General features: G+C 39.4%; 18 protein-coding genes. 10 read left to right on the plus strand and 8 right to left on the minus strand.

Going from position 1 to position 22,382, the window contains the following annotated elements; genetic code table 11:
- Window positions 1-7 precede the first annotated feature (7 nt).
- The 3 genes from IQ31_RS22740 to IQ31_RS22750 all read right to left on the minus strand — a co-directional run bounded on the left by IQ31_RS22740 (window position 8) and on the right by IQ31_RS22750 (window position 6,546).
- Window positions 8-3,244, minus strand: a complete 3,237-nt coding sequence (locus tag IQ31_RS22740; protein ID WP_145330281.1) for a SusC/RagA family TonB-linked outer membrane protein — start codon at window positions 3,242-3,244, stop codon at window positions 8-10.
- A gap of 647 nt (window positions 3,245-3,891) precedes the next feature.
- Window positions 3,892-5,163, minus strand: coding sequence for a serine--tRNA ligase (gene serS, locus IQ31_RS22745; protein ID WP_145330283.1), 1,272 nt, complete (start codon window positions 5,161-5,163; stop codon window positions 3,892-3,894).
- A 309-nt stretch (window positions 5,164-5,472) separates the two neighbouring features.
- Entirely contained in the window at window positions 5,473-6,546 is a 1,074-nt protein-coding gene (locus tag IQ31_RS22750; RefSeq protein ID WP_145330286.1) for a class I fructose-bisphosphate aldolase, read from the minus strand.
- Between the two features lie 111 nt (window positions 6,547-6,657).
- On the opposite strand from IQ31_RS22750, the gene rsmI reads away from it, so the two are divergent.
- The 4 genes from rsmI (at window position 6,658) to IQ31_RS22770 (ending at window position 11,115) form a co-directional block, all read left to right on the plus strand.
- Window positions 6,658-7,323, plus strand: a complete 666-nt coding sequence (gene rsmI, locus IQ31_RS22755; protein WP_112373630.1) for a 16S rRNA (cytidine(1402)-2'-O)-methyltransferase — start codon at window positions 6,658-6,660, stop codon at window positions 7,321-7,323.
- Between the two features lie 36 nt (window positions 7,324-7,359).
- A complete protein-coding gene (locus IQ31_RS22760; protein ID WP_145330288.1) occupies window positions 7,360-8,121 on the plus strand; it encodes a PH domain-containing protein in 762 nt (253 codons plus the stop codon).
- A 23-nt stretch (window positions 8,122-8,144) separates the two neighbouring features.
- Entirely contained in the window at window positions 8,145-9,770 is a 1,626-nt protein-coding gene (lnt, locus tag IQ31_RS22765; protein ID WP_145330290.1) for an apolipoprotein N-acyltransferase, read from the plus strand.
- Between the two features lie 208 nt (window positions 9,771-9,978).
- Window positions 9,979-11,115, plus strand: a complete 1,137-nt coding sequence (locus IQ31_RS22770) for a cysteine desulfurase family protein (protein WP_145330292.1) — start codon at window positions 9,979-9,981, stop codon at window positions 11,113-11,115.
- A 171-nt stretch (window positions 11,116-11,286) separates the two neighbouring features.
- On the opposite strand, the gene IQ31_RS22775 is transcribed toward IQ31_RS22770, so the two are convergent.
- On the minus strand, window positions 11,287-11,706 hold the full coding sequence (locus IQ31_RS22775; protein WP_145330294.1) for a copper resistance protein NlpE: 420 nt from the start codon (window positions 11,704-11,706) through the stop codon (window positions 11,287-11,289).
- An 84-nt stretch (window positions 11,707-11,790) separates the two neighbouring features.
- The gene (locus IQ31_RS22780; protein ID WP_070565050.1) at window positions 11,791-12,123 is read right to left on the minus strand and encodes a tetratricopeptide repeat protein; all 333 of its coding nucleotides are present in this window, start codon (window positions 12,121-12,123) and stop codon (window positions 11,791-11,793) included.
- 401 nt (window positions 12,124-12,524) lie between these two features.
- Between IQ31_RS22780 and IQ31_RS22785 the strand changes: the two genes are divergently transcribed.
- The 5 genes from IQ31_RS22785 to IQ31_RS22805 all read left to right on the plus strand — a co-directional run bounded on the left by IQ31_RS22785 (window position 12,525) and on the right by IQ31_RS22805 (window position 17,780).
- Complete coding sequence (locus IQ31_RS22785) at window positions 12,525-13,262, plus strand: electron transfer flavoprotein subunit beta/FixA family protein (RefSeq protein ID WP_145330296.1); 738 nt, start codon at window positions 12,525-12,527, stop codon at window positions 13,260-13,262.
- A gap of 20 nt (window positions 13,263-13,282) precedes the next feature.
- Complete coding sequence (locus tag IQ31_RS22790) at window positions 13,283-14,257, plus strand: electron transfer flavoprotein subunit alpha/FixB family protein (protein WP_115049713.1); 975 nt, start codon at window positions 13,283-13,285, stop codon at window positions 14,255-14,257.
- 115 nt (window positions 14,258-14,372) lie between these two features.
- Window positions 14,373-14,999, plus strand: a complete 627-nt coding sequence (locus IQ31_RS22795; protein WP_088160444.1) for a bifunctional nuclease family protein — start codon at window positions 14,373-14,375, stop codon at window positions 14,997-14,999.
- Window positions 15,000-15,044: 45 nt separating this feature from the next.
- Window positions 15,045-16,415, plus strand: coding sequence for a nucleoside permease (locus IQ31_RS22800; RefSeq protein WP_145330298.1), 1,371 nt, complete (start codon window positions 15,045-15,047; stop codon window positions 16,413-16,415).
- Window positions 16,416-16,454: 39 nt separating this feature from the next.
- Window positions 16,455-17,780 carry a mechanosensitive ion channel family protein gene (locus tag IQ31_RS22805; RefSeq protein ID WP_145330300.1) on the plus strand — a complete coding sequence of 442 codons (1,326 nt, stop codon included), beginning with the start codon at window positions 16,455-16,457 and terminating at the stop codon, window positions 17,778-17,780.
- 387 nt (window positions 17,781-18,167) lie between these two features.
- Here the strand turns inward: IQ31_RS22805 and IQ31_RS22810 are convergent, their stop codons facing one another.
- The 3 genes from IQ31_RS22810 to IQ31_RS22820 all read right to left on the minus strand — a co-directional run bounded on the left by IQ31_RS22810 (window position 18,168) and on the right by IQ31_RS22820 (window position 21,240).
- Window positions 18,168-19,727, minus strand: a complete 1,560-nt coding sequence (locus tag IQ31_RS22810) for a calcineurin-like phosphoesterase C-terminal domain-containing protein (RefSeq protein WP_145330302.1) — start codon at window positions 19,725-19,727, stop codon at window positions 18,168-18,170.
- Between the two features lie 345 nt (window positions 19,728-20,072).
- Entirely contained in the window at window positions 20,073-20,576 is a 504-nt protein-coding gene (locus IQ31_RS22815) for a hypothetical protein (RefSeq protein ID WP_236560122.1), read from the minus strand.
- Window positions 20,577-20,667: 91 nt separating this feature from the next.
- Window positions 20,668-21,240 carry a C40 family peptidase gene (locus IQ31_RS22820; protein WP_046673998.1) on the minus strand — a complete coding sequence of 191 codons (573 nt, stop codon included), beginning with the start codon at window positions 21,238-21,240 and terminating at the stop codon, window positions 20,668-20,670.
- A gap of 175 nt (window positions 21,241-21,415) precedes the next feature.
- On the opposite strand from IQ31_RS22820, the gene IQ31_RS22825 reads away from it, so the two are divergent.
- The gene (locus IQ31_RS22825) at window positions 21,416-22,312 is read left to right on the plus strand and encodes an EamA family transporter (RefSeq protein WP_145330304.1); all 897 of its coding nucleotides are present in this window, start codon (window positions 21,416-21,418) and stop codon (window positions 22,310-22,312) included.
- Window positions 22,313-22,382 lie beyond the last annotated feature (70 nt).

The raw sequence follows: 22,382 nt of genomic DNA on the forward strand, positions 1-22,382 counted from the left end.
TTCGCTTTTAAAATGAAACTTTAACATTAATGCCATAGTTACGCAGTGAAGGTTGTGCGGTAAAATCAAAACCTTGTGCATTACCAGCACCTGATGAATTCACCTCCGGATCAGCATATTTATTTTCGCTTGGCGTCCAGATAAACAGGTTATTTCCAAACAAACCAATAGAAGCAGCTCCAAAAGGCGTGTTTTTCAATTGATTTTTCGTGAATTTATAGCTCAGTGTCAAGTTACGAAGCTTGATGTAAGTTGCGTCCACTACATTCATTCCAGACTCCAGTGAACCATAGTAATTTTGCTTATCGTAGGTTACCGATGTATTTTCAATAGAGTTTCCGTTATCATCCAAGTAGACAGAATTTGGGAAAATCTGTGCAATTCGCTCACCACCGGTTTCAGCAGATGTTCCAACGAAAGCCATGATATCTTTTGTTCTTGAAAAGAATACACCGCCTTGTTTTGTATCAAATAAAGCACTCATTGACCAATTTTTGTAGGTCAGGTTAGTACCCAAGGATGCTTGGAAATCTGGATTATAGGTACCTAAATATTGTGGTTTTTCAGTAGCTAATGGCATACCGGATGCCTGATCTACAATCGTACGACCCTGAGCGTCCGTAGCATTTGTAACTCCATAAAACTCACCATATGGACGACCTACCGCTGCCACGATATTCATACCAGAGAAACCACCGACAGAAACCTGTTCTACACCGGGCATCAATTCGATAACTTTACTGTTATTTTTTGTGAATGTTCCAAACAATTCCCATGTCAAATTCTCTGTTTTCACCGGTGTTCCTCTCAATGTCAATTCAACACCATTATTTTGGACCTTACCAGCATTTACCAAGGCAAATCCGTAACCTGTTGAAACTGGAATTGGAATACTTAGGATTTGATTTTTCGAATTATTTTTGTAATAAGTGAAATCTGCGTAAAGACGATTATTTAAGAAACCTAATTCAGCACCTACTTCGAATGATGTTGTGATTTCAGGTTTCAAACCTGCATTTCCAATTGTATTACTTGACATCAACGCGGATACGTTTCCAAATGGAAAAGTTGTTGAACCAAAACCGCCAGCAATCGTACTTCTAGAGAACGTTGTAATTAATTGATATGGATCTGTATCTGAACCAACTTGCGCCCAGTTTGCACGTAATTTGGCATAATTGAACTTGCTCTTCAATTCAGGTTTAAACAATTCAGATAGAACAAATGATCCACTTACGCTTGGGTAAAAGAAAGAATTATTTTGTTTTGGCAAAGTGGATGACCAATCGTTACGTGCTGTAGCTTGTAAATAAGCTATATTTTTATACGAAACATTCAAATCTCCATAAACACCTACTAAACGACGATTGCTCCAAGTATCTTCGATTAGATCCAATGGACCATTCGAGTTAGCTAAATTATACCAACCTGGTACTACAAGTCCTCCACTTGAATTGGTAGCAGTGCTATTATTCGAAGTTTTGCGTTGACGAATATTATTACCAATCATAAATGATGCATCCCAGTCCTCATTAAATTTATGAGTAGCGGTTGCCATGAAATCATGTACAATTTCATTCACATTAAATTGATCGATTCTATAACTTCCTGGATCCGTTTGAACGTTTCCTTTCACATAATTACCTGTAGAGTTATCAGCAGGCAGGTAGCTATATTTTGGAGACTGCGCTCTTCTACGATCGGTATAATTGTCTAAACCTACACGTTCTTGAAATGTTAACCATTCGGTCGGCTTATAATTCACATTGAAGTTCCCCATAATGCGGTTCACATCATTGTAATTATTATAATTCGCTAATACCCAATAAGGGTTCATGGTATAAGCACCGTAATAACCGTATACATCATCATGCAAAACACCGTTTGCATCCGTATATCCATACGCATTATACGGATTTGAAAGATCTTTCAATCCTTTAACATCAATATCGCGCGGGGTCTGCAATAGGTTGTTATAAACAGAACCGCCACCTTGGCCACCACCGACATTGTTACTGTTAATACGGCTATAATTTACAGAAACACCGGCACTGAATTTATCAGAGAATTCCGTGGTTCCATTAAATCTGACACCATATTTATTGTAGTTATCTTTCTTCCCAGGATAAACACCATTTGAATTCAAGGCATTTAATCCCAGATAGAATGTAGACTTTTCTGAACCGCCTGAAAAACTAAGGTTATTGTCAGAAGCAATACCCAGATCAAAGAAATCGCGTACATTATCTTTTACTGCAGAATAAGCTTTCTTCTGGCGAACGCCATCTATCGCCTGTCCCCATTCTTGAACATTGCCTGTAAAAGGAGCTCCCCACGAACCATTTTCCCTCGGATCATTCACATAATCAATAAAAGCTCCTGTCTTTTCATCAAATGCAGCATAGCCTTGTCCGTATTCATTTTGAAATTCAGGTAACTTCAAAATAGAAGACAATGTATTGGTGGAGCTAAATGTAATGGCACTTTTCGCACCTTTTTTTCCACTTTTCGTTGTAATGATCAACGCACCATTCGAAGCTCTTGAACCATACAATGCCGCCGCCGCAGGGCCTTTTAATACGGTCACGGATTCGATATCATCCGGATTGATATCATTACCACGGTTACCAAAATCCACACTTGAAAGATCACTTGATCCACCAACTTTACTTGTATTATCAATCGGCGTACCATCAACAACAATCAGTGCTTGGTTATTTCCAGCAATAGAAGAACCACCACGTAATACAACACGAGATGAACTACCTGGAGAATTTGATGTAGAGGTAATGTTTACCCCTGCAACTTTACCAGCTAAAGAATTGATCGCACTCGAATTACGGCCTTCTGTCAATTCGTCGCTCTTAATTGTTGGCGCAGAATAACCTAACGAACGTTTCTCCCTCTTAATTGCATTTGCTGTAACAACAACTTCTTCCAAAGCATTGTCATGATTTACTAAAGAGACATTGAATACCGTACTGTTGTTATTAACAATAATAGTTTTATCATCAAAACCAACGGAACGGAATACGACAACCTTACCTGCCGGTACATTCAATGAATAATTACCATCAGTATCAGTCTGCGTTGCCTGATTAGTTCCTTGTACAACTACTGTCACCCCTGGTATTGCTTTACCGTCAGCAGATGTAACACGACCACTAATCTTCTTTTCTTGAGCGAATGCAACCGAAGTCAGAATCATACCGCCAACAAGAAAACTTAGTAATGTTTGTTTCATGTTTTAGTTAGTTAATTTTATTATTTTTTCTAATCCTATATATTGATATAAATTATATCCGTTATCATAACCGTCTAAACATAAATTGCCTAGACAATAAACAGCAAAAACATAACATGCTATTGCAGTTTATTCAGTAACAGTTGAAAATATTTTTGGAAAAGCGGGCCCCAGGTAGATGCAGGGTCAGTCCTTAGATAAATATCCAGCTGTAAAATTTGCTCTTTTCAGCATTTACAGTAAATAATAGTTAGTGCGATTTTTATTAGCGGCGTCAAATATAGAAAGCCAAAGTTGCTTTTACAAGTTTTTTAACATAATCTCCAGAAAACAGGAAATACCGCAATAATAAGTTCACAATTTTACAAATTGTTACAAAAGAATCATTTTAGAATAAAAATTCTTCAAACAATTTTCAAACAGAATTTTATACGGAATGAACCATAATTAACAAAACATTAACAATGTTATAAGAAAACGTTAACATGTTAATCTCCTATTTTTCTGTATTAAAATCGCATGTAATTTATAATAATTCTAAACATTTTAAAATCGAGTTATAACAAAAAAAGACGCTCTACCTTCTCAGGCTGAGCGTCTTTCATATTGAGATTAAATAAGTCTAAAGACGACTTATTTATTGATATTTAATCGATATACTCAAATTTGGTGTACGGCACCAAAACTGCAGGAATTCTAATTCCTTTTTCCGTTTGATTATTCTCCAGTATCGCTGCGACAATACGTGGTAAAGCCAATGCCGAACCGTTCAAGGTATGTGCCAGTTGCATCTTGCCATCAGCATTTTTAAAACGGACTTTCAAACGATTCGCTTGATAAGTTTCAAAATTGGAAACGGAAGATACCTCTAACCAACGTTTCTGAGCAGAACTATACACTTCCATGTCATAGGTCAATGCAGAAGTAAAACTCATATCTCCACCGCAAAGGCGCAATACACGATAAGGAAGCTCTAATTTCTGCAAAAGACGCTGTACGTATAAACTCATTTCTTCCAGCACTTCATAAGACTTTTCAGGATGTACAAGCTGTACCGTCTCCACTTTGTCAAATTGGTGCAACCTGTTTAATCCACGTACATGTGCACCATAAGAACCTGCTTCACGACGGAAACATGGTGTATAAGCACAATGTTTAATTGGAAACTGTGCTTCTTTCACAATCTCGTCTCTATAAATGTTGGTGACCGGAACTTCAGCTGTAGGGATCAAATACAGATTGTCGTTACCCACATAGTACATCTGTCCTTCTTTATCCGGTAATTGTCCCGTAGCAAATGCAGAATCTTCATTGACCAAAATGGGCACCTGTACTTCCTCATAACCTTCTTCTGCGGCCTGATCTAAAAAGAAATTGATCAATGCCCGTTGCAATTTAGCACCTTTACCTTTATAGATAGGAAAACCTGCACCGGCAACTTTTACGCCAAGCTCTAAATCAACAATATCATATTTGTTCAACAATTCCCAATGCGGCAATGCCTCCTCCGACAAAGCCGGGATTTCGCCATGGCTCAAAACAACTTCGTTGTCCTCAGCACTTACTCCTGCTGGAACCGATTGATGCGGTAAATTAGGTAATTGTACGATCTTCTCATTCAATTGTGCCTCAATTGTACCCAATTGATCCAAAAGTTGCTTCACTTGCTCTTTATATCCCGAGGATTTGGATTTAACGGTTTCAGCTTCTTCTTTTTTACCTTGGCGCATCAGATCTCCAATCTGTTTTGCTGCCGCATTAGCCTCTGCCGAAAGTGCGTCCGATTCCGATTGGATCTTACGGCGATCTTCATCTAAACTGATGATATCGTCGACCAATCCAATTTCCTTGAAATGCTTGACAGCCAATCTTTCGATTACCGTATCCCTGTTCTCACGGATATAATTCAATTGCAACATAATAATGTGTTATTTAAAATAGTGAACAAACTTAGATAAATTTGCCTTTATTTACAAGCAATTTTATTCCTAAACCACCATCCAAAAGGCTTTTTGACTACTTTACGGCGCTCTATTTTCATTACACCGCACCGGCTAACATCCATCAGCCCATGGAAGACCAATCTTCCATGGAACCGATATTTACACCCCATAATTCATAGAAAGAGCGTATCCATTAGACGCCTAATCGATACGCTCTATAATTCGATCTATATTCAAAGCCCTGTGCTGAGATTCAACCTGATGAACTCATGTGATGCGCATTTGCTAAGCAATGCTTACCTCATCGCATAAATACACATCCTGAATGGCATGTAATAATGCGACACCTTCATTCATTGGCTTTTGGAAAGCCTTACGACCAGATATCAACCCTGTGCCACCTGCACGCTTGTTGATAACCGCAGTTTTTACAGCTTCCTGGATATCATTCTGTCCCGAAGCTCCGCCAGAATTGATCAAGCCAGCCCGACCGGCAAAGCAATTAAGCACTTGATAGCGGCATAAATCAATAGGATGATCGGAAGAAAGTTGCGTATACATACGTTCATCCAACTTTCCATAACTACTTTTACCCATATTCAATGCTTTAAAGCCACCGTTTAATTCGGGTAGTTTTTGCTTAATAATATCCGCTTTGATCGTTACGCCCAAATGATTGGCCTGTCCGGTAAGATCCGCTGCTAAATGATAATCTTTATCACCTACTTTAAAGGCCGAGTTGCGCAGATAACACCATAATACCGTCGCCATCCCCAAAGAATGTGCTTCTTCAAATGCTTTTGCCACTTCGATAATCTGACGGTCTGATTCCTCAGATCCAAAATAGATGGTCGCCCCTACCGCAACTGCCCCCATATTCCAGGCTTCGCGAATTGTTCCGTACAAGATTTGGTCGGCTCGATTGGGATAGGTCAATAGTTCATTATGATTGATTTTAACCAGAAACGGAATCTTGTGTGCATACTTTCGGGCAACGGCTCCTAAAACACCAAAGGTAGATGCCACGGCATTGCAGTTTCCTTCCAAAGCTAGCTTGACAATATTTTCCGGATCAAAATACTGAGGATTTGGCGCAAAAGAAGCTCCTGCACTGTGTTCGATTCCCTGATCTACGGGCAATATCGAAAGATACCCGGTATTGGCTAACCGACCCGTTCCAAAAAGCTGTCCCAAACTCCGCAAGACCTGCGGGCTACGATCACTCGAAGTATAGACCTGATCGATAAAACTTGCCGCCGGTAGGTGAAGCATTGATTTGGAAACCGCGGGTCGATCGAATTCTAACAAATAACTCGCTTCAGCACCTAAGTGTGCTTGAATTTTTTCAATGTATTGCATAATTTATTTAAAATAAAGTGATGGAGTTTACCATAATCTTTAAAATAAAACTCCAAAAAGCACAGAATGTTTTAGCGCATATTATATAGTAAAAAAAACTTAACTTTGACCATGTTATATTTAGTTCCAACACCTATTGGCAATCTGGAGGACATGACGTTCCGTGCGATCAATGTCCTGAAAGAAGTGGACCTCATCTTAGCAGAGGATACAAGGACCAGCGCTCCGCTTTTGAAGCATTTTGGAATCGACAAAAAAGTATTTGCGCATCATCAGCACAATGAACATAAAGCGGTATCTGAAATCATTAAATTCTTGAAAGAAGGGCAAAACATTGCATTGATTTCAGACGCAGGGACACCGGCGATCTCAGATCCGGGATTTTTGCTTGTGCGTGAAGCCATCAAAGAAGGGCTTGAAGTGCAGTGCTTACCAGGCGCAACAGCTTTTGTTCCAGCGCTTGTCAATTCGGGCCTTCCCAACGACCGTTTTTGCTTTGAAGGCTTTCTACCCGTAAAAAAGGGAAGACAAACACGCTTAAAAGCGTTGGCAGAAGAAAAAAGAACAATGATCTTCTACGAGTCACCACATCGTATTCTCAAAACCATCGAAGAATTTATCACCGTTTTTGGACCAGAAAGACAGGCGTCGATATCACGTGAGTTGAGCAAACTCTATGAAGAAAATGTTCGGGGAACATTAACTGATTTAAAATTACACTTTGAAAACAATCCGATTAAAGGAGAATTTGTATTTTGTGTAGCAGGATTGGAATAAATTTTGACAATCTTTAGGTATTAAAAAGTATTTGACATGAACATGGAACAATTTGCACAGGATGGGCAGGACATAAAAATCATTGAAAAATTGGTGACTAAAGTCCAAGATATGCTTACTCCAGGAGAAAAAATAGATTATATCGCAGTTCAAAAGAAACCTGCTGTGACCATTTTACCGGATAGTATCACGATTAGTAATAAACGCATTTTTATGTGCGAATTTACCAAACTGGGCTTGGCCACTGATTTTGAAATCTTCGGCTGGCAAGACATCAAGGATATTGCTTTTAAGGAAGAAATATTTGGTTCAAAAGTGACTGTTATCCCTTTTACAGGAGAAAATCTGAGCATAGATTATATCCCGAAAGTTCAGGCGAGAAAGCTTTATCAATATATTAAAGCTGCACTTGAAAATTATAAAAAAGCCGAACTGGCCGCCGAAAAAGAAAAAATAGTCATTGCTCCAACAGTTGCAAAGGAAGTGATCATCGAGCGACAAGAAAATAATGCAGCGGTTCAGCCAGCAGTTACAGCGCCTGCTCCATCGGCACCACAGTCCTATGTATCTGGCCAGCCAACTCCAGCGGCGCCAATTCAGGCACAGCAACCGACCGGATCAACCCCTGCTGTTCCTCCGGTTTCGGCAGCCCCTATCGTCCCTCCCGCTCCCGCCAAAGAAGAGGAAGATGATGAAATTACCTTAAAGCTCAAAAAATTAAAAACACTCTTCGACAAACAATTGATTACCCAAGAGGAATACGAGAGTAAAAAGAGAGAAGTTTTATCCAGTTTATAATCATAAATGGAAGAAAATATATTGTGAAAAACAACTATTTACTGGCACTTTTAAGTGCCTTTTTATTGTGGTTGGGCTGGCCTCCAATCCCCTATTCCAGTCCATTGTTATTTATTGGGTTTGTTCCACTACTCATTGCAGTGGAAAATATTATCCGGAGTGAAACATTCAAAAAGAAAGGCCTCAACATATTTCTTACTGCAGGACTCACCGCAGTTATCTGGAATACGGCCTCCATTTACTGGGTATACAACTCCATTTCGGCAGTTATGCCGCCTTTTGCCGCTGTTATCATCAGCCTGATCCCTTTTTGCCTTGGCGCCGCTTTAATGGCGTTAGCTTTCAGGCTTTATGGGCAATTACGACGTAAAACGAACATTCTGTTATCCCTTTTCGGATTAATGGGATTCTGGATAAGCTATGAATTTCTACACGAATCCTGGGATTTAGCCTTCCCCTGGATGACTTTGGGCAATGGTTTCGCCAATTTCCATCAATTGATCCAATGGTATGACATCACAGGGGTTTATGGCGGAACAATATGGATCTGGCTGGTCAATATCTTAGTATTTACACTTTACCTCAATCGAAAAGGACTTTATCCGATCAAACATAAGATTGTCCCGATTGCTTCTTTGGCTGCAGTCTTATTAATTCCAAGTACCTACTCGCTGATACGTTACTTCAACTACGAAGAACATCAGAATCCGGCACAGATTGTCGTCGTACAGCCTAATATTGACCCTTATATTAAATTCAATTTAAGTCCTGAAGAACAATTAAATACCTTATTCTCTTTATCAAATTCGGTCGCCAAACCCAATACAGAGTTTTTTATCTGGCCTGAAACTGCGCTTTCACAGAACGGCGATTTTGATGAGGAAAACTTTAGGGAAACTTATTCTTACCAGCGCATTTTAAAATTTTTAGATCAATATAAAAATGGCAATGTACTTTCAGGTATTGAAAGTTATCAGCTTTACAACTATGCAAAAACACCTACTGCGCGTGAAATAGCTCCTAATGTATATCAGGATAATTTCAATGCCGCAACATTGATCGATTATTCCTCCAAACTTCAGTTTTACCATAAGTCCAAACTCGTTCCGGGCGTAGAGCAAATGCCTTTTGGAGCAGCGATGAACTTCCTGAAACCTCTATTTAAAGCATTCGGTGGTACGACGGGTGGCTACGGAAAACAGGCTGAACCTTCCGTATTCTATGCCCAGAGCGGTATTGGTGCCGCACCCGTTATCTGTTATGAATCCATCTGGGGCAATTATGTTTCCAAATACGTCAAAAAAGGCGCTCAGTTTATTGCCATTATCACTAATGATGGCTGGTGGGGCAATACTTCGGGTAAAGACCAGCATTTACAGTATGCCAAACTGCGTGCGATTGAAAACAGGCGCTGGGTTGCCCGATCGGCAAATACAGGGATTTCAGGCTTTATCAATCAACGTGGTGATATTGTACAACAGACTAAATGGTGGCAGCCTGCGGCCCTAAATCAGGAAATTAATTTAAATGAAGAAATTACGTTCTACACGCAAGCAGGTGATATCGCTGCCTATTTGGGTTTGGTGCTCGCACTAGGAGGAATTGTGATACTCATCGTGGTCAGACCAAAAAAGAACTTGTCAAAATAGAAAAGTAGTGCCAAACTGAAGTAATAGATTGGCGCTATTTTTTTCATCAGAACGGAAAAATACTCATCTTATTCCTTTCCAGGCAAAAGAGCCTAATTCTGATGAGACCCGCTACGCCAGCACTGTCAGCTACAATTAGGAAAATAAAATGATAAAAATAAGTCATTTAATACCTCTAATTTACTTGAGAGATTTGTAATTTTGCGGCATGCAAGTATATTTTGATAATGCAGCGACTACAGCCTTAGATCCTGAAGTAATAAAAGTAATGGTCGATGTGATGAACAATAACTTTGGAAATCCATCTTCTATCCATAGTCACGGACGACAAGTAAAAACAATTGTAGAAAAAGCACGTAAAACGATCGCCAATCTGCTTCATGTATCTCCAGCCGAGATCTTCTTCACATCGGGTGGAACCGAGGCGGACAATATGGCCATCGTTAGGTCAATCGCCGACTTTGGAATAACCCATGCCATCACCTCACCTATTGAGCACCATGCGGTATTGCATACGTTAGAGGAGTTGGAGAAAGCTGGTAAGGTACACCTTGATTTATTGGAAGTTGACCAGAAAGGTAATTTAAATCTCAACCAGCTGGAAGAACTTTTAAGTACCAATCCGCGTACTTTTGTTTCCATTATGCATGCCAATAATGAGATCGGAAATCTCAACGATATTCAACGCATCGCCGAGTTATGCCAAAACTATAATGCGATATTCCATTCGGATACTGTACAGACCATGGGTCATTACCCACATGATCTTGGCAGTCTGAAAATAGATTTTATAACCGGAGCTGCACATAAATTCCATGGTCCGAAAGGAGTTGGTTTTCTTTATATTAATGCCAACAACAAAATTAAACCATTGATCTACGGTGGAGCACAAGAACGTAACATGCGTGGCGGAACAGAAAATGTCTATGGAATAGCGGGTCTTGCCAAAGCTTTGGAACTTGCCTATGAGCACATGGAAGAACACCGCGCTTATATTCAAGGACTCAAATCTTATATGATCGACGAGTTGCAAAAAGCAATCCCCGAAATTGATTTTAATGGTGTTATTGAACCAGAAAAATCACTGTATACCGTACTGAATGTTTCTTTCCCATGTAGTGACCTTGCTGACATGCTTTTATTCAACCTGGATATTGCAGGAATCTCTTGTTCTGGTGGCAGTGCCTGCAGCTCAGGAACAGACATCGGATCGCATGTATTGGGTGCAATCAAATCAAGCTCGGAGCGTCCTTCGGTTCGTTTTTCATTCTGCAAGCATAATACAAAGGAAGAAGTCGATTTTGTGGTAGCAACCTTGAAAGAACTTTGTACAAAGAACAAATAGCATTTATAGGTAAAGCGTCGAGCATGCCCCGCAAGTGAAAAATAAATTATCAGGCTTGCAGCAAGAAAGAACTTATTCAATAGCCGAAAAACAGCTATACATCCAAAAACATAAAAAGCCGAAAGTATATTTTCGGCTTTTTATGTTTTAATAAATCCCTTAGGCTACATATCAATTTTTTGTCAAAACATAATATTTGGAAATATCGCCCGTTATGTCATTTCCATAGAGATCCAGTTGACTGAGTATCCGATTTCCTAATTTGAACTTATAATCGACGCCGTCCAATGTAATGATGTTGCCATCCAATTTCCATTTCCCTTCACGCATAAACACATCATCACTTTTATTAAGGTATTTAGATGAATATTGGTAGGTGTTGTCTGCGTGCAATGAAATAAGCGTTTCTATACCATCACAATCCGCACAAGGCATGACACCTCTATATTCACCAATCACTACTTCCGCCTTATCCCTACCTTTTAGGTCTTGTAAATTATCTTTATAGACCGCAACACTTTGTTTGGGATTATCACATCCCACCATTCCAATTGTCAATAACAAACCCACAATCCAAATATACCTTTTCATCTCATTCCAAATTCAAAAAAATCAGCATCTAACAGTTACACCAATAAATTCATAACAAATTAAATACCAAAAATTTAGAAAAGATTAAAAATCTTCTTCATCATCGTCTGTCAAGAATGACAATGCACCTTGTAACTCGCCCAAAGCATGGAAATTACGCGTCTTGCGCGCGATCTCAATCCCGGATCTATAGGTATTAATCGCGGACTCCTGTCTATTCAATTTTTCGTACAATTTACCCAAATGATAATACGTTCCTACATAATCTGGATTTGTATGTACTAAATTCTCAAATCTTCCCATGGCCTCTTGTTCATCTTCCTGCTTGAGATATTCAGCTGCAATCGCATATTTTAAAAATGGATCTTCAGGGCTCTCTTTCAAAAATTCATTCAGTTGATCCAATCGTGTCGACATATCTTTTTTATTTCAAACTTAGACAAATTGCATATTATATGCAATTTAATTGTATATCCACTAAAACAATTCCCCGTCTCTCCATATCACACGAAAGGTTTTTATAAACAGGAACCCCGAATGAGCTGTGATGCTTTATGAAATTACTATGCTAGCATATAAAATGACAATTTACTGACGCAATAAATCTATTGTCAAGAACCGGCTATTTAAAATAAAAAATTACAAAAAAGACAATAAAACACCTCAATATTATATCACATCAAAAAAAATAAAAGAAAAAAACTAGTAAAATTACAAATTCATCAAAATCTCAAGAAAACTTTTTAACAGCATTTAAAACGCCTTAGCACTTTTTAATTGAAAGAAAATATGGTAAGTTTGAGTAAAACCAATCGTATATGAAAATATTAGTTTGTATAAGTAATGTCCCTGACACTACATCCAAAATCACTTTTACAAATGACAACACTGCATTTAATACAGCTAGTGTACAATTCATTATAAACCCTTATGATGAAATTGCTTTATCCAAAGCAGTTGAGTTGGCTGAAGGTGGAAAAGGAACCGTAACTGTCATCAATGTGGGCGATGCATCTACAGATGCAACCATTCGAAAAGCATTGGCAATTGGCGCAGACAATGCTGTACGGATTAACGCCGTTCCGCGCGATGCTTGGTTTGTTGCGAATCAGATAGCACAATATGCCAAAGACAATGCATTTGATTTGATCTTAACCGGCCGGGAATCCATCGACTATAACGGTGCTCAAGTGGGAGCAATCGTAGGAGAACTGCTGCATATCCCTTCTGTTTCCATTGCCAAAAAAGTTGACATTGCGGGCGACGCAGTCACAGTTGAGCGCGAGATTGAAGGTGGAAAAGAAGTATTGACAGCAAAGCTGCCAATCGTCATTGGCACTGCAGAAGGTGTTGCCGAGCCAAAAATACCTAATATGCGTGGTATTATGAGTGCGCGGACCAAACCATTGGATGTGCTGGAACCTTCCGCAATAGACGTTCTTGAACACATTGTCAGCTATGAGACGCCCGCTCCACGGGGTACAGTCAAACTTGTTGACGCTGCCGAGGTAGAAAAATTAGTTTCTCTTCTTCACGACGAAGCTAAAGTTATTTAATCTTTAAACGCTAAAACACCATGTCTATACTCGTATATGTAGAAAATACCGATGGAAAATTCAAAAAATCTGCTTTTGAAGTTGTTTCTTATGCAAAATCCATCGCCGATAACATACAGACTGATCTTGTGGCTATTTCAATCGGAAATGTCGCTGAAGACGAACTTGCTGGTTTAGGCAAGTACGGTGCTTCCAAAGTATTAAATGTCAATAATGAACAACTTGCTTCTTTTGTAAACCAAGCGTATGCAAGCATCATTGCTGAAGCCGTAAAAAGTACCGGTTCAAAAATACTTGTGCTGTCCAACTCATTCTCAGGTAAGGGACTCGCTCCACGTATTGCAGCCAAATTGGAGGCTGGTCTGGCCGATGGCGCACTCGAATTGCCGACCATTAATGGCGACAAACTGACTGTCAAAAAAACGGCATTTTCCAATAAGGCTTTCGCTACGCTCGAACTAACCTCGGATATAAAAGTCATCGCACTTAGTCCAAATGCTTATGAAACAAAAGAGACCGGTGGTAGCGCAAATGTCGAAACTTTTGCCCCGAATATTGACCAAACAGATTTTACAACTATGGTCAAAGAGATTGTTCGTGCAACAGACAAAATATCCCTACCGGAAGCTGAAATCGTCGTCTCTGCCGGCCGTGGTCTAAAAGGACCTGAAAACTGGGGGATAATTGAAGAACTCGCCGATGTGCTTGGCGCGGCTACAGCCTGTTCAAAACCCGTATCCGATGCTGGCTGGCGCCCGCATTCGGAGCACGTAGGCCAGACAGGTATTGTAGTGAGTCCCAATCTCTATATCGCAATCGGTATCTCCGGAGCAATCCAGCATTTGGCTGGAGTAAGCTCATCCAAAACAATTGTTGTCATCAATAAAGATCCAGAAGCGCCCTTTTTCAAGGTGGCCGACTATGGAATTGTAGGCGATGCCTTCGACGTCGTTCCGAAATTAACGCAGGCATTGAAGGCTTACAAAGGTATTTAAAGCTTTCATCCAATATATTCTCCCCATTTATCCAAAATGAATGGGGAGTTTTTAGTTGTTATAATTGCATATAAAAGCAAATTTATCTAAGTTTGTAGACCGCTTTGGAATTAAAATGAAGAAAATCAGATTAGATATCGTTGGTTTATCCTATAGTCAAACGCAATCTGGGGCTTATGCTCTTGTATTGGGAGAAGTGGAGGGCAACAGAAGATTGCCCATCATTATCGGCAGCCATGAGGCTCAAGCTATTGCTATTCGGATAGAGAAAATGATTCCTAGTCGTCCGCTGACACACGACCTATTTCAATCTTTTGCAGATTCTTTTGGTATTAAACTCATTGAAGTACTGATCTATAATTTGATTGAAGGGATATTTTATGCTAAAATTATCTGTTCCGACGGCAACAAGATTGTCGAGATTGATGCCCGCACATCCGATGCCGTTGCACTGGCTGTACGGTTTGAAGCTCCGATCTATGCCTACGAATTTATTATGTCCTCTGCTGGAATTATCATTGAGGGACATGAGTTTGCATTTTTGGAAAACCTAGACAAATCCAACAAAGTTCAGGATCCAAGTGTTGTTGAGATCGAAGAAAAAACACCTTCAAAATCCCCACAAAATCCTTTCTCCACGTTGACAGATGAGCAACTGGAGCAAGCACTTAATCAGGCATTGACCGAAGAAAACTACGAGCAGGCTGCATTGATTAGGGATGAGATTTCCAAAAGAAAATAACTCCTTTCATTAAAGCGAAACAAAAATTTTAAATAACATCGATTTATGTCTATTAAATTAAGATTGACCATTATGAGCTTCTTTCAGTTTTTTGTCTGGGGAGCATGGTTGATTACAATAGCAAACTATTGGTTTGGCACAAAACAATGGGATGGTACACAATTTGGAGCTATTTTTGCAACCATGGGGATCGCTTCTTTATTTATGCCTACCTTGATGGGAATTATCGCCGATCGTTGGATAAATGCCGAAAGATTATATTTTATTCTTCACTTATGTTATGCGGGTGTTTTATTCTATTTACCGCAGGTAAATGATCCAAACACTTTTTTTTATGCAATGCTAGCGGCGATGTGTTTTTATATGCCCACTTTGGCCCTATCCAACTCCATTGCATATACGGCATTGAATGAAAATAACTACGATTTGGTCAAGGCATTCCCCCCTATCCGGGTATTCGGAACGATAGGCTTTATCGTCGCCATGTGGATCACCAATTTAACCGGCAACAAGGCTACAGCTTATCAATTTTATATCGCCGGAACCGCAGCGCTGGCTTTAAGTCTCTATGCTTTTACGCTACCTAAATGTCCACCAAAAAAGTTACAACAGGAAGATGCCTCCTGGACACAACTATTAGGCTTAGAGGCATTTAAACTTTTCGGAAATTATAAAATGGCTTTATTTTTTATTTTTTCCATGTTCTTGGGGGCCGCACTCCAACTGACCAATGCCTACGGTGATGTATTTTTGGATGAATTTAAATTCTATCCTAAATTTGCAGAATCTTTCGTTGTGAAATATTCGACCATCATTATGTCGATTTCCCAGATATCCGAGACACTATTTATTTTGGCTATTCCATTTTTTCTCAAAAGATTCGGTATAAAAAAGGTCATGCTGATTTCTATGTTAGCCTGGGTATTACGTTTTGGATTATTCTCATTTGGTGACCCTGCAGGCGGACTTTGGATGATTGTATTATCCTGTATCGTCTATGGTATGGCATTTGACTTCTTTAATATCTCGGGTTCTTTATTTGTTGAAACCTCCACAACATCACGCATACGCAGCTCGGCACAAGGCTTATTTATGATGATGACAAACGGTTTCGGTGCCGTTGTAGGCAGTTTTGCATCGGGTTGGATCATTGACCATTACTTTACCAAAAGTTTTCAAAACAGCAAGGATCTCGCACAATACCTGGATACAACAATCGATAATACCCATTTTCTACATTTCCTGCAGGAAAAGAGTATTTCCATATTACCTGACGGCATGTTAAGCGGTAACCTCATGCTAAAAGACTGGCATGACATCTGGCTTGCATTTGCCATCTACACCTTGGTTATAGCAATCTTCTTTGCTGTATTCTTTAGACATAAACACGAGCGTGAACCGCTAAACTCAAAATAACCGAAAGCCGCTAATTGCGGCTTTTTGTATATTTGTAACATGCAAAGCACAGCAACGGAATTATTCAAAGATTCCCAATCCTACATCTACAACTGGACATTTCAATGGATTAAACAACTTGGTCTTGATAATCAGGGGAGCCACTTTGTGAACTCGATCCTTTTACTCTTACTGGTTGTCTTGTTTTTGATCATCATTGACTATTTCACCAAAAGAACATTACTCCTGTTAACAATCAAAGCCATCAGACGTAGTACAAACCGCTTTGATGATCTGTTGATCCGTAATAAAACACTGAAACTTGTTGCTCATTTTGTTCCGATATTAGTGGCACAATATATCATGCCCATTATCTTCATGGGTTTTCCAACCTGGAAAGAAAACAGCAATAAAATACTTGACATAGCCACGACTGTCGTCAGTTTATTGATTATTCATTCGCTCCTGAAAAGTTTGCGGGATATGCTGCGCATGAAGAAATCTTTTGCAGACAAACCTCTGGAGAGTTATTTACAGGTCTGTCAGATTATCTTATTATTTATCGGCGGAACGATCTGCTTTTCAATATTGACAGGAAAATCTCCCTGGTCTTTCTTATTATCCTTGGGTGCCGCATCCGCAATTCTGATGTTGGTATTCAAAGACACTATACTAGGATTTGTTGCCAGTATACAAGTTTCGGCCAATGACTCCATCCGTGTCGGAGATTGGATAGAAATGCCTAAATATGGCGCCGATGGAACTGTCAAAGAGATTAACCTCAATAATGTGAAAGTACAGAACTTTGATAAGACCATTACGACGATACCGACGCATACGCTATTGTCGGATTCTTTCAAAAATTACAGGGGCATGCAGCAATCGGGCGGGCGGCGCTTAAAGCGGGCCATAAACATCAAAATTTCCACGATCCGTTTTTTGGAAAATGAAGAAATTGAAAGGCTCAAAAATATACAGATTCTGCGGCCTTATATCGAGGAGCGTGCCAAGACAATTGACCAATTCAACACGGAACAGCAGATAGATCAATCAAGTCCCATAAACGGCCGCAAAATGACCAATTTAGGGATGTTCAGAGCTTATACACTCACCTATCTACGTCAAAATCCCAATATTCACAAGACCATGCCCTTGATGGTGCGTCAGCTTGCTTCAACCGAACACGGTGTTCCAGTCGAACTTTATTTCTTTGTAAACGATATCCGCTGGGAATATTACGAAGGAATTGTTTCGGATGTATTCGACCACCTATTTGCCGCCACAAAATACTTCGACCTGGAGATCTTTGAAAATCCGGCATCGGATGATTTTCGGCGTGCTATCCGGCATAAAAGCCTTCATGACTTCGCAGACCAACAGCGGTAAAACCGAACTGAAAGTTCTTTCCCGCCAACAACATCAGTCACTTTCAGAAAAAAAAGCAGCTACCGCACTAACATTCATATACCAGGTTAACAGCTTAACAAAGTTTGTAGCTGCAAACCGGATAAAGTGTAAAAATGGATCGTAGTAGAAGGACTTAAATTTTGGCAGCATAATTTAAAGTCAAAGGTCTAAAAACAGTGAAAGGTAATCTGGGGAGATTACCTTCACTTTAAAAACAAACTAAATTTTCAGACGTGTTTCACAACAGATCTACACATTAACCCTAACTCTTTATGAATCAAAAATTACTCTACACAAATATAGGATCGTTATGTTAAGTGCATCTTAAGCTATCTTTAAACTTAAAACAACTCTACAAATGGTTATTTATCTCACCTCAATAGTCTTTGTTGCCAGGTGTACTCTATTGAAAAGATCAATCGCCTGAACCTCAATCTGATATTTACCAGCTTTAAGTTTGGGCAAATTAGCTGTCCACAGATGACTGGATTTTTCGGGGTTCGAAGGTCTACGCGTATTCTTTAATTCAGTTGCTGTATCGTATTTAGCAAGAGAATTTAGGAATGCCGGATCGTTTTCATTGACAAAATCCATTTCCTTCCATTCGCCCTGATTGATTCTATACGTTACCTTGTCACCTTCCTTTCCAATGAAAAAATTAGCGTATATCGGATATCTCTTTGTGTATTTTTCTGGAACGACCGATGCGCCATATAAATCGATCTGATACGTTGCTGGCTTACCGACAACCTTATAATCAAAACTGTATTGGTTGCCCTCGATTTTTAAGATGGCATACCCTTTTGGTGTACCGTCCCGCATTGTAGAAACAGGAATTCCCTTTTCATTCAACTCGCCTGAATACCAGTCGCCAGAGGTCGTACCCACATTATACTCGTGATGTGGCTTTTCTTGTTTCCATCCTTCGTTTTGCCCATAAAAATATTGCCGCTGAAAGTGTGTATGCGCGGATAAAGACAAGGTATGCTTAAATGGAGCCAAAATATCGAACAGACGTTGTCTATCTTCGTTACGAAAGACATCCGAGTTTTGATGGTATAAAGGAATATGAAATGCCAACACAATCAATTTATCTTTAGCAACGTTTTTTAAGTCATTTTCCACAAAATCAAGCTGATCTTTACGGAATCCGCCTAAATAACCTTTACCTGTCCGTGGATTCGGATAAATGATATTATCAAGAATGATAAAATGCGTATTTCCATAGTTGAACGCATAATTATTGGGGCCAAACGTCCGCTCGAACGATTCATCGGAGAGGCTATCCACTTTAGCATCATAGTTCATATCGTGGTTTCCCATGACATTATACCATGGCAAGCCCATCGTGGAAATCACCGATTTATATTTTGGCTGAAGTGAAAGATCGTCTCCCACCAAGTCGCCTAAGCTTATTCCGAATTTTGCAATTGTCTTATCGGAAATTTCATTGATCACACCATTTTTGAAATAGGCCAGTTCTTCCTCCGTGTAAGCCTGTGGATCACCAAAAACAAAAGCTGAAAAATTAGGATCCTCATCTTGTTGATACATTGCAAAATTTACAGCAGCAGGGATTTTTCCTGTAGCAGCAACAGCAGGGTATTTTGAAACTGGACTACCGTTTACTTTATGGATATAATAGAATTTTGGGTGGTTATTTTCATCCAAGGGCAAAGCATAGCCTGTTGGTTTAACCACAAAAATGATGTTGTCATTTCCAACGGGCAATTGGTAATTACCATCTTTATCAGTCGTTGTCACTTCACGCCCGTTACTAACAGAAACAGACGCAATGCCTTGTTCGTTTTTATCTAATTTTCCGTTCTTGTTTGCGTCCAGATAAACTTTTCCTTTTGCAAAATCTTGCGCCTGCACAGCGTTTACGCATGCCCAGGAAATTGCTAGTGCCAAAAATGCTTTCATATGAAATTTTGTTTTGGCGCTAAGGTATTCGATTCAGGTTAACAGAGTATAAAGAGAATATAAAGAATTTATCAAAAAAACAAAGGAAGCCATTTAACACTCTTGTATTAATTAATCCATATTTGGCAGTATCGTTATAGGGACTTTATCCGTGTTTTATACGTATTCATCCGAATGAGGTCCCTATCAGGTCCCTATTAAGTCCCTATAAAATCCCCATTAACATATATGTTGTTGGCCGGTTAAATCCTTCTTCCATCCTTTGTTTTCAGACGGATATTCGGCACAAAAAAAGAGAAACCAATGACTTGATTTCTCTCTTTACCCTTAGGGCCTATTTCTTAACTATCTGGCTTGCGCAGTTGCCAACATGCGGTTGACTTCATCGATCATTGATTTTGCTGCATCGTGCATCCGAGGGTTGCCTGCAAAATCTGCATCCAAAGTGATATGCTTGGACTTATCTTTATAGTTGAACTCTAAATAAAAACGTGGGACTTTAGAATTTGTTGAATCCTGCTGCCATTCAGGACCGGTCATATCAGTATCCAAGTTCCAAAAGCCGAGCTCCATTGCTTTGCGATGCAGGTATAATAAATCGTCTTTTGTAAATTTTACAGTATCGGTAATTAGAGAATCTTTTTTGTCTAAATATTTATAGATACGTGTTTTTGAATTGTATTCGTTGACCATGTGGTTCGGCTCGCCATATTTGAATTCAATGGATTCAAAATCGGCAAAACGAAAAGGGGCATTTTTGATCATATTACTGTAGTAATAAACACAATACATCAAAAACGGCACAATAATACAAAGGCCCAAAAAAATCTTCTTACTCTTGATTGTCATTTCTATAAAATTTTGACAAAAATAAGGATTTATACAGGGTATAAAAGTTTATATCAAGATATGACATAAAACCTACATGAAATTCACGCGTTTAGATATTGGGAGAGCCCGCGTCAACAAAGGTCTTCGCATACCAACTGTCGGAAAGATCAGAGATAATAACACCTTTCCGTGTCGAAACATGAACGAACTTATTATTATGCAGGTATACACCAACATGATCTATTCCATTTCGTCCGAAAGAAAAAAACACGAGATCTCCTTCTTCAAGTTTATCGACCTTTTTTCTCTTTACTATTCCTTCCATGTCACGCGAAGTCCGCGGCAAATTCCCTTTGTATACTTCAATATAGAGCAGATTAACAAATCCCGAGCAATCTACCCCCGATTTGGTCTGTCCACCCATACGATGCGGTATCCCCATCCAATCGTCAATAAAGGAATAAAGGTGCGGATTTAGTTTTTTGGTACTCACATTGAGCAAGTCTGCATAATTGTCAAGTTTGGATCCCGAAAAAGTTTTTCCACGCGCTGAGCTCGCATCTGTCAAAACCGAACCATTGGAAGAATGTGTTTTGGAGCTAAGTACCTTTTTCTTCGTTGAACAACTGCTCAAAAATAGAACTGCACCTAAAAAGAAGATAAAATAAGATCTGACACCCATGCTGTTCGATTTACGTTCTTGCTTAACAAACTTACTTGCATAACAAACTTAATTAAATTGCTGTTGAAATCCAATAAATTTGCTTGCCCCCGGAGATTGCTTTTCTTGATAAGAACGTCAGATAAGAAAAAGAATTGTTCAGAAATCGTAACTTTGACGCCTAATTTATTTGAGAATGGAAAAATTAAAAGGTGCATTAGCTGTCTTTTTAGGTGCGAGTAGTTTTGGGATACTATCAACGTTTGTTAAAAAAGCCTATGGTAAAGGGTTGAATTTAGGAGAGGTAACGGGAATTCAGGTATTGTTTGGCATGCTTATCCTTTGGCTTATCTATATCATCATCAAACTCTTTTCGGCAAAGTCATTTCACTCTTCAAGCAAGAAATCTTCATGGATCAAGATATTAATCAGTGGTACTTCGACCGGTTTGGTGAGCATTCTCTATTACAAATGTGTACAGCTTGTTCCGGCTTCCTTGGCCATTGTACTGTTGATGCAGTATATTTGGATCGGTGTGCTGATTGAATTTATCTTTTTCAAGGCAAAACCTTCAAAAAACAACCTGATTGGCATCGGCATTGTACTCATTGCAACATTATTAGCGACTGGACTTATTGAAAAAGGCTTACAACAGCTCAACTTAACAGGTGTCTTATTTGGTCTTTTAGCGGCGACCGCCTATTCGGTCTTCATGATCGTCAACGGTCGTGTCGGCAATGACTATCACCCCATTCAAAAAAGCGCTATTATGGTAACGGGGGCCTGTATCATGGTCTTTACCTTATTTCCACCTGCTTATTTATGGAATGGTCAATTTGATGGTAACTTCCTTTATTTCGGCTTGATCCTTTCTCTATTTGGCACAGTCATCCCGCCTTTATTGTTTGCCTACGGCTTACCTAAAACAGGCTTCTCCTTAGGCGGAATATTGAGTTCGGCGGAGCTACCTGTAGCCACCTGTATGTCATTTTTTATACTTCATGAAAGTGTATCCACGATACAATGGCTCGGGGTGCTTTTGATCTTGGGTACCGTCATCTGGTTGAACGCAGCAAAGAGCAGTACGCATTAGAGGTACCGATTTACTTCCGGTCAGATTTCAGCCGTCAATTTGATCAGAAATACAACAGCATACTGCAATC

The sequence above is a fragment of the Sphingobacterium siyangense genome (assembly GCF_007830445.1).
Lineage (GTDB): Bacteria > Bacteroidota > Bacteroidia > Sphingobacteriales > Sphingobacteriaceae > Sphingobacterium > Sphingobacterium siyangense.

Coding starts and splice junctions, on each gene's coding strand:
- IQ31_RS22795 (WP_088160444.1), top strand. CDS start 14,373: ATGAAGAAAATCAGATTAGATATCGTTGGTTTATCCTATAGTCAAACG.
- IQ31_RS22820 (WP_046673998.1), bottom strand. CDS start 21,240: ATGGGTGTCAGATCTTATTTTATCTTCTTTTTAGGTGCAGTTCTATTT.
- IQ31_RS22790 (WP_115049713.1), top strand. CDS start 13,283: ATGTCTATACTCGTATATGTAGAAAATACCGATGGAAAATTCAAAAAA.
- IQ31_RS22750 (WP_145330286.1), bottom strand. CDS start 6,546: ATGCAATACATTGAAAAAATTCAAGCACACTTAGGTGCTGAAGCGAGT.
- IQ31_RS22810 (WP_145330302.1), bottom strand. CDS start 19,727: ATGAAAGCATTTTTGGCACTAGCAATTTCCTGGGCATGCGTAAACGCT.
- IQ31_RS22785 (WP_145330296.1), top strand. CDS start 12,525: ATGAAAATATTAGTTTGTATAAGTAATGTCCCTGACACTACATCCAAA.
- IQ31_RS22770 (WP_145330292.1), top strand. CDS start 9,979: ATGCAAGTATATTTTGATAATGCAGCGACTACAGCCTTAGATCCTGAA.
- rsmI (WP_112373630.1), top strand. CDS start 6,658: ATGTTATATTTAGTTCCAACACCTATTGGCAATCTGGAGGACATGACG.
- IQ31_RS22780 (WP_070565050.1), bottom strand. CDS start 12,123: ATGTCGACACGATTGGATCAACTGAATGAATTTTTGAAAGAGAGCCCT.
- IQ31_RS22800 (WP_145330298.1), top strand. CDS start 15,045: ATGTCTATTAAATTAAGATTGACCATTATGAGCTTCTTTCAGTTTTTT.
- IQ31_RS22760 (WP_145330288.1), top strand. CDS start 7,360: ATGAACATGGAACAATTTGCACAGGATGGGCAGGACATAAAAATCATT.
- IQ31_RS22815 (WP_236560122.1), bottom strand. CDS start 20,576: ATGACAATCAAGAGTAAGAAGATTTTTTTGGGCCTTTGTATTATTGTG.
- IQ31_RS22825 (WP_145330304.1), top strand. CDS start 21,416: ATGGAAAAATTAAAAGGTGCATTAGCTGTCTTTTTAGGTGCGAGTAGT.
- serS (WP_145330283.1), bottom strand. CDS start 5,163: ATGTTGCAATTGAATTATATCCGTGAGAACAGGGATACGGTAATCGAA.
- IQ31_RS22775 (WP_145330294.1), bottom strand. CDS start 11,706: ATGAAAAGGTATATTTGGATTGTGGGTTTGTTATTGACAATTGGAATG.
- IQ31_RS22805 (WP_145330300.1), top strand. CDS start 16,455: ATGCAAAGCACAGCAACGGAATTATTCAAAGATTCCCAATCCTACATC.
- IQ31_RS22740 (WP_145330281.1), bottom strand. CDS start 3,244: ATGAAACAAACATTACTAAGTTTTCTTGTTGGCGGTATGATTCTGACT.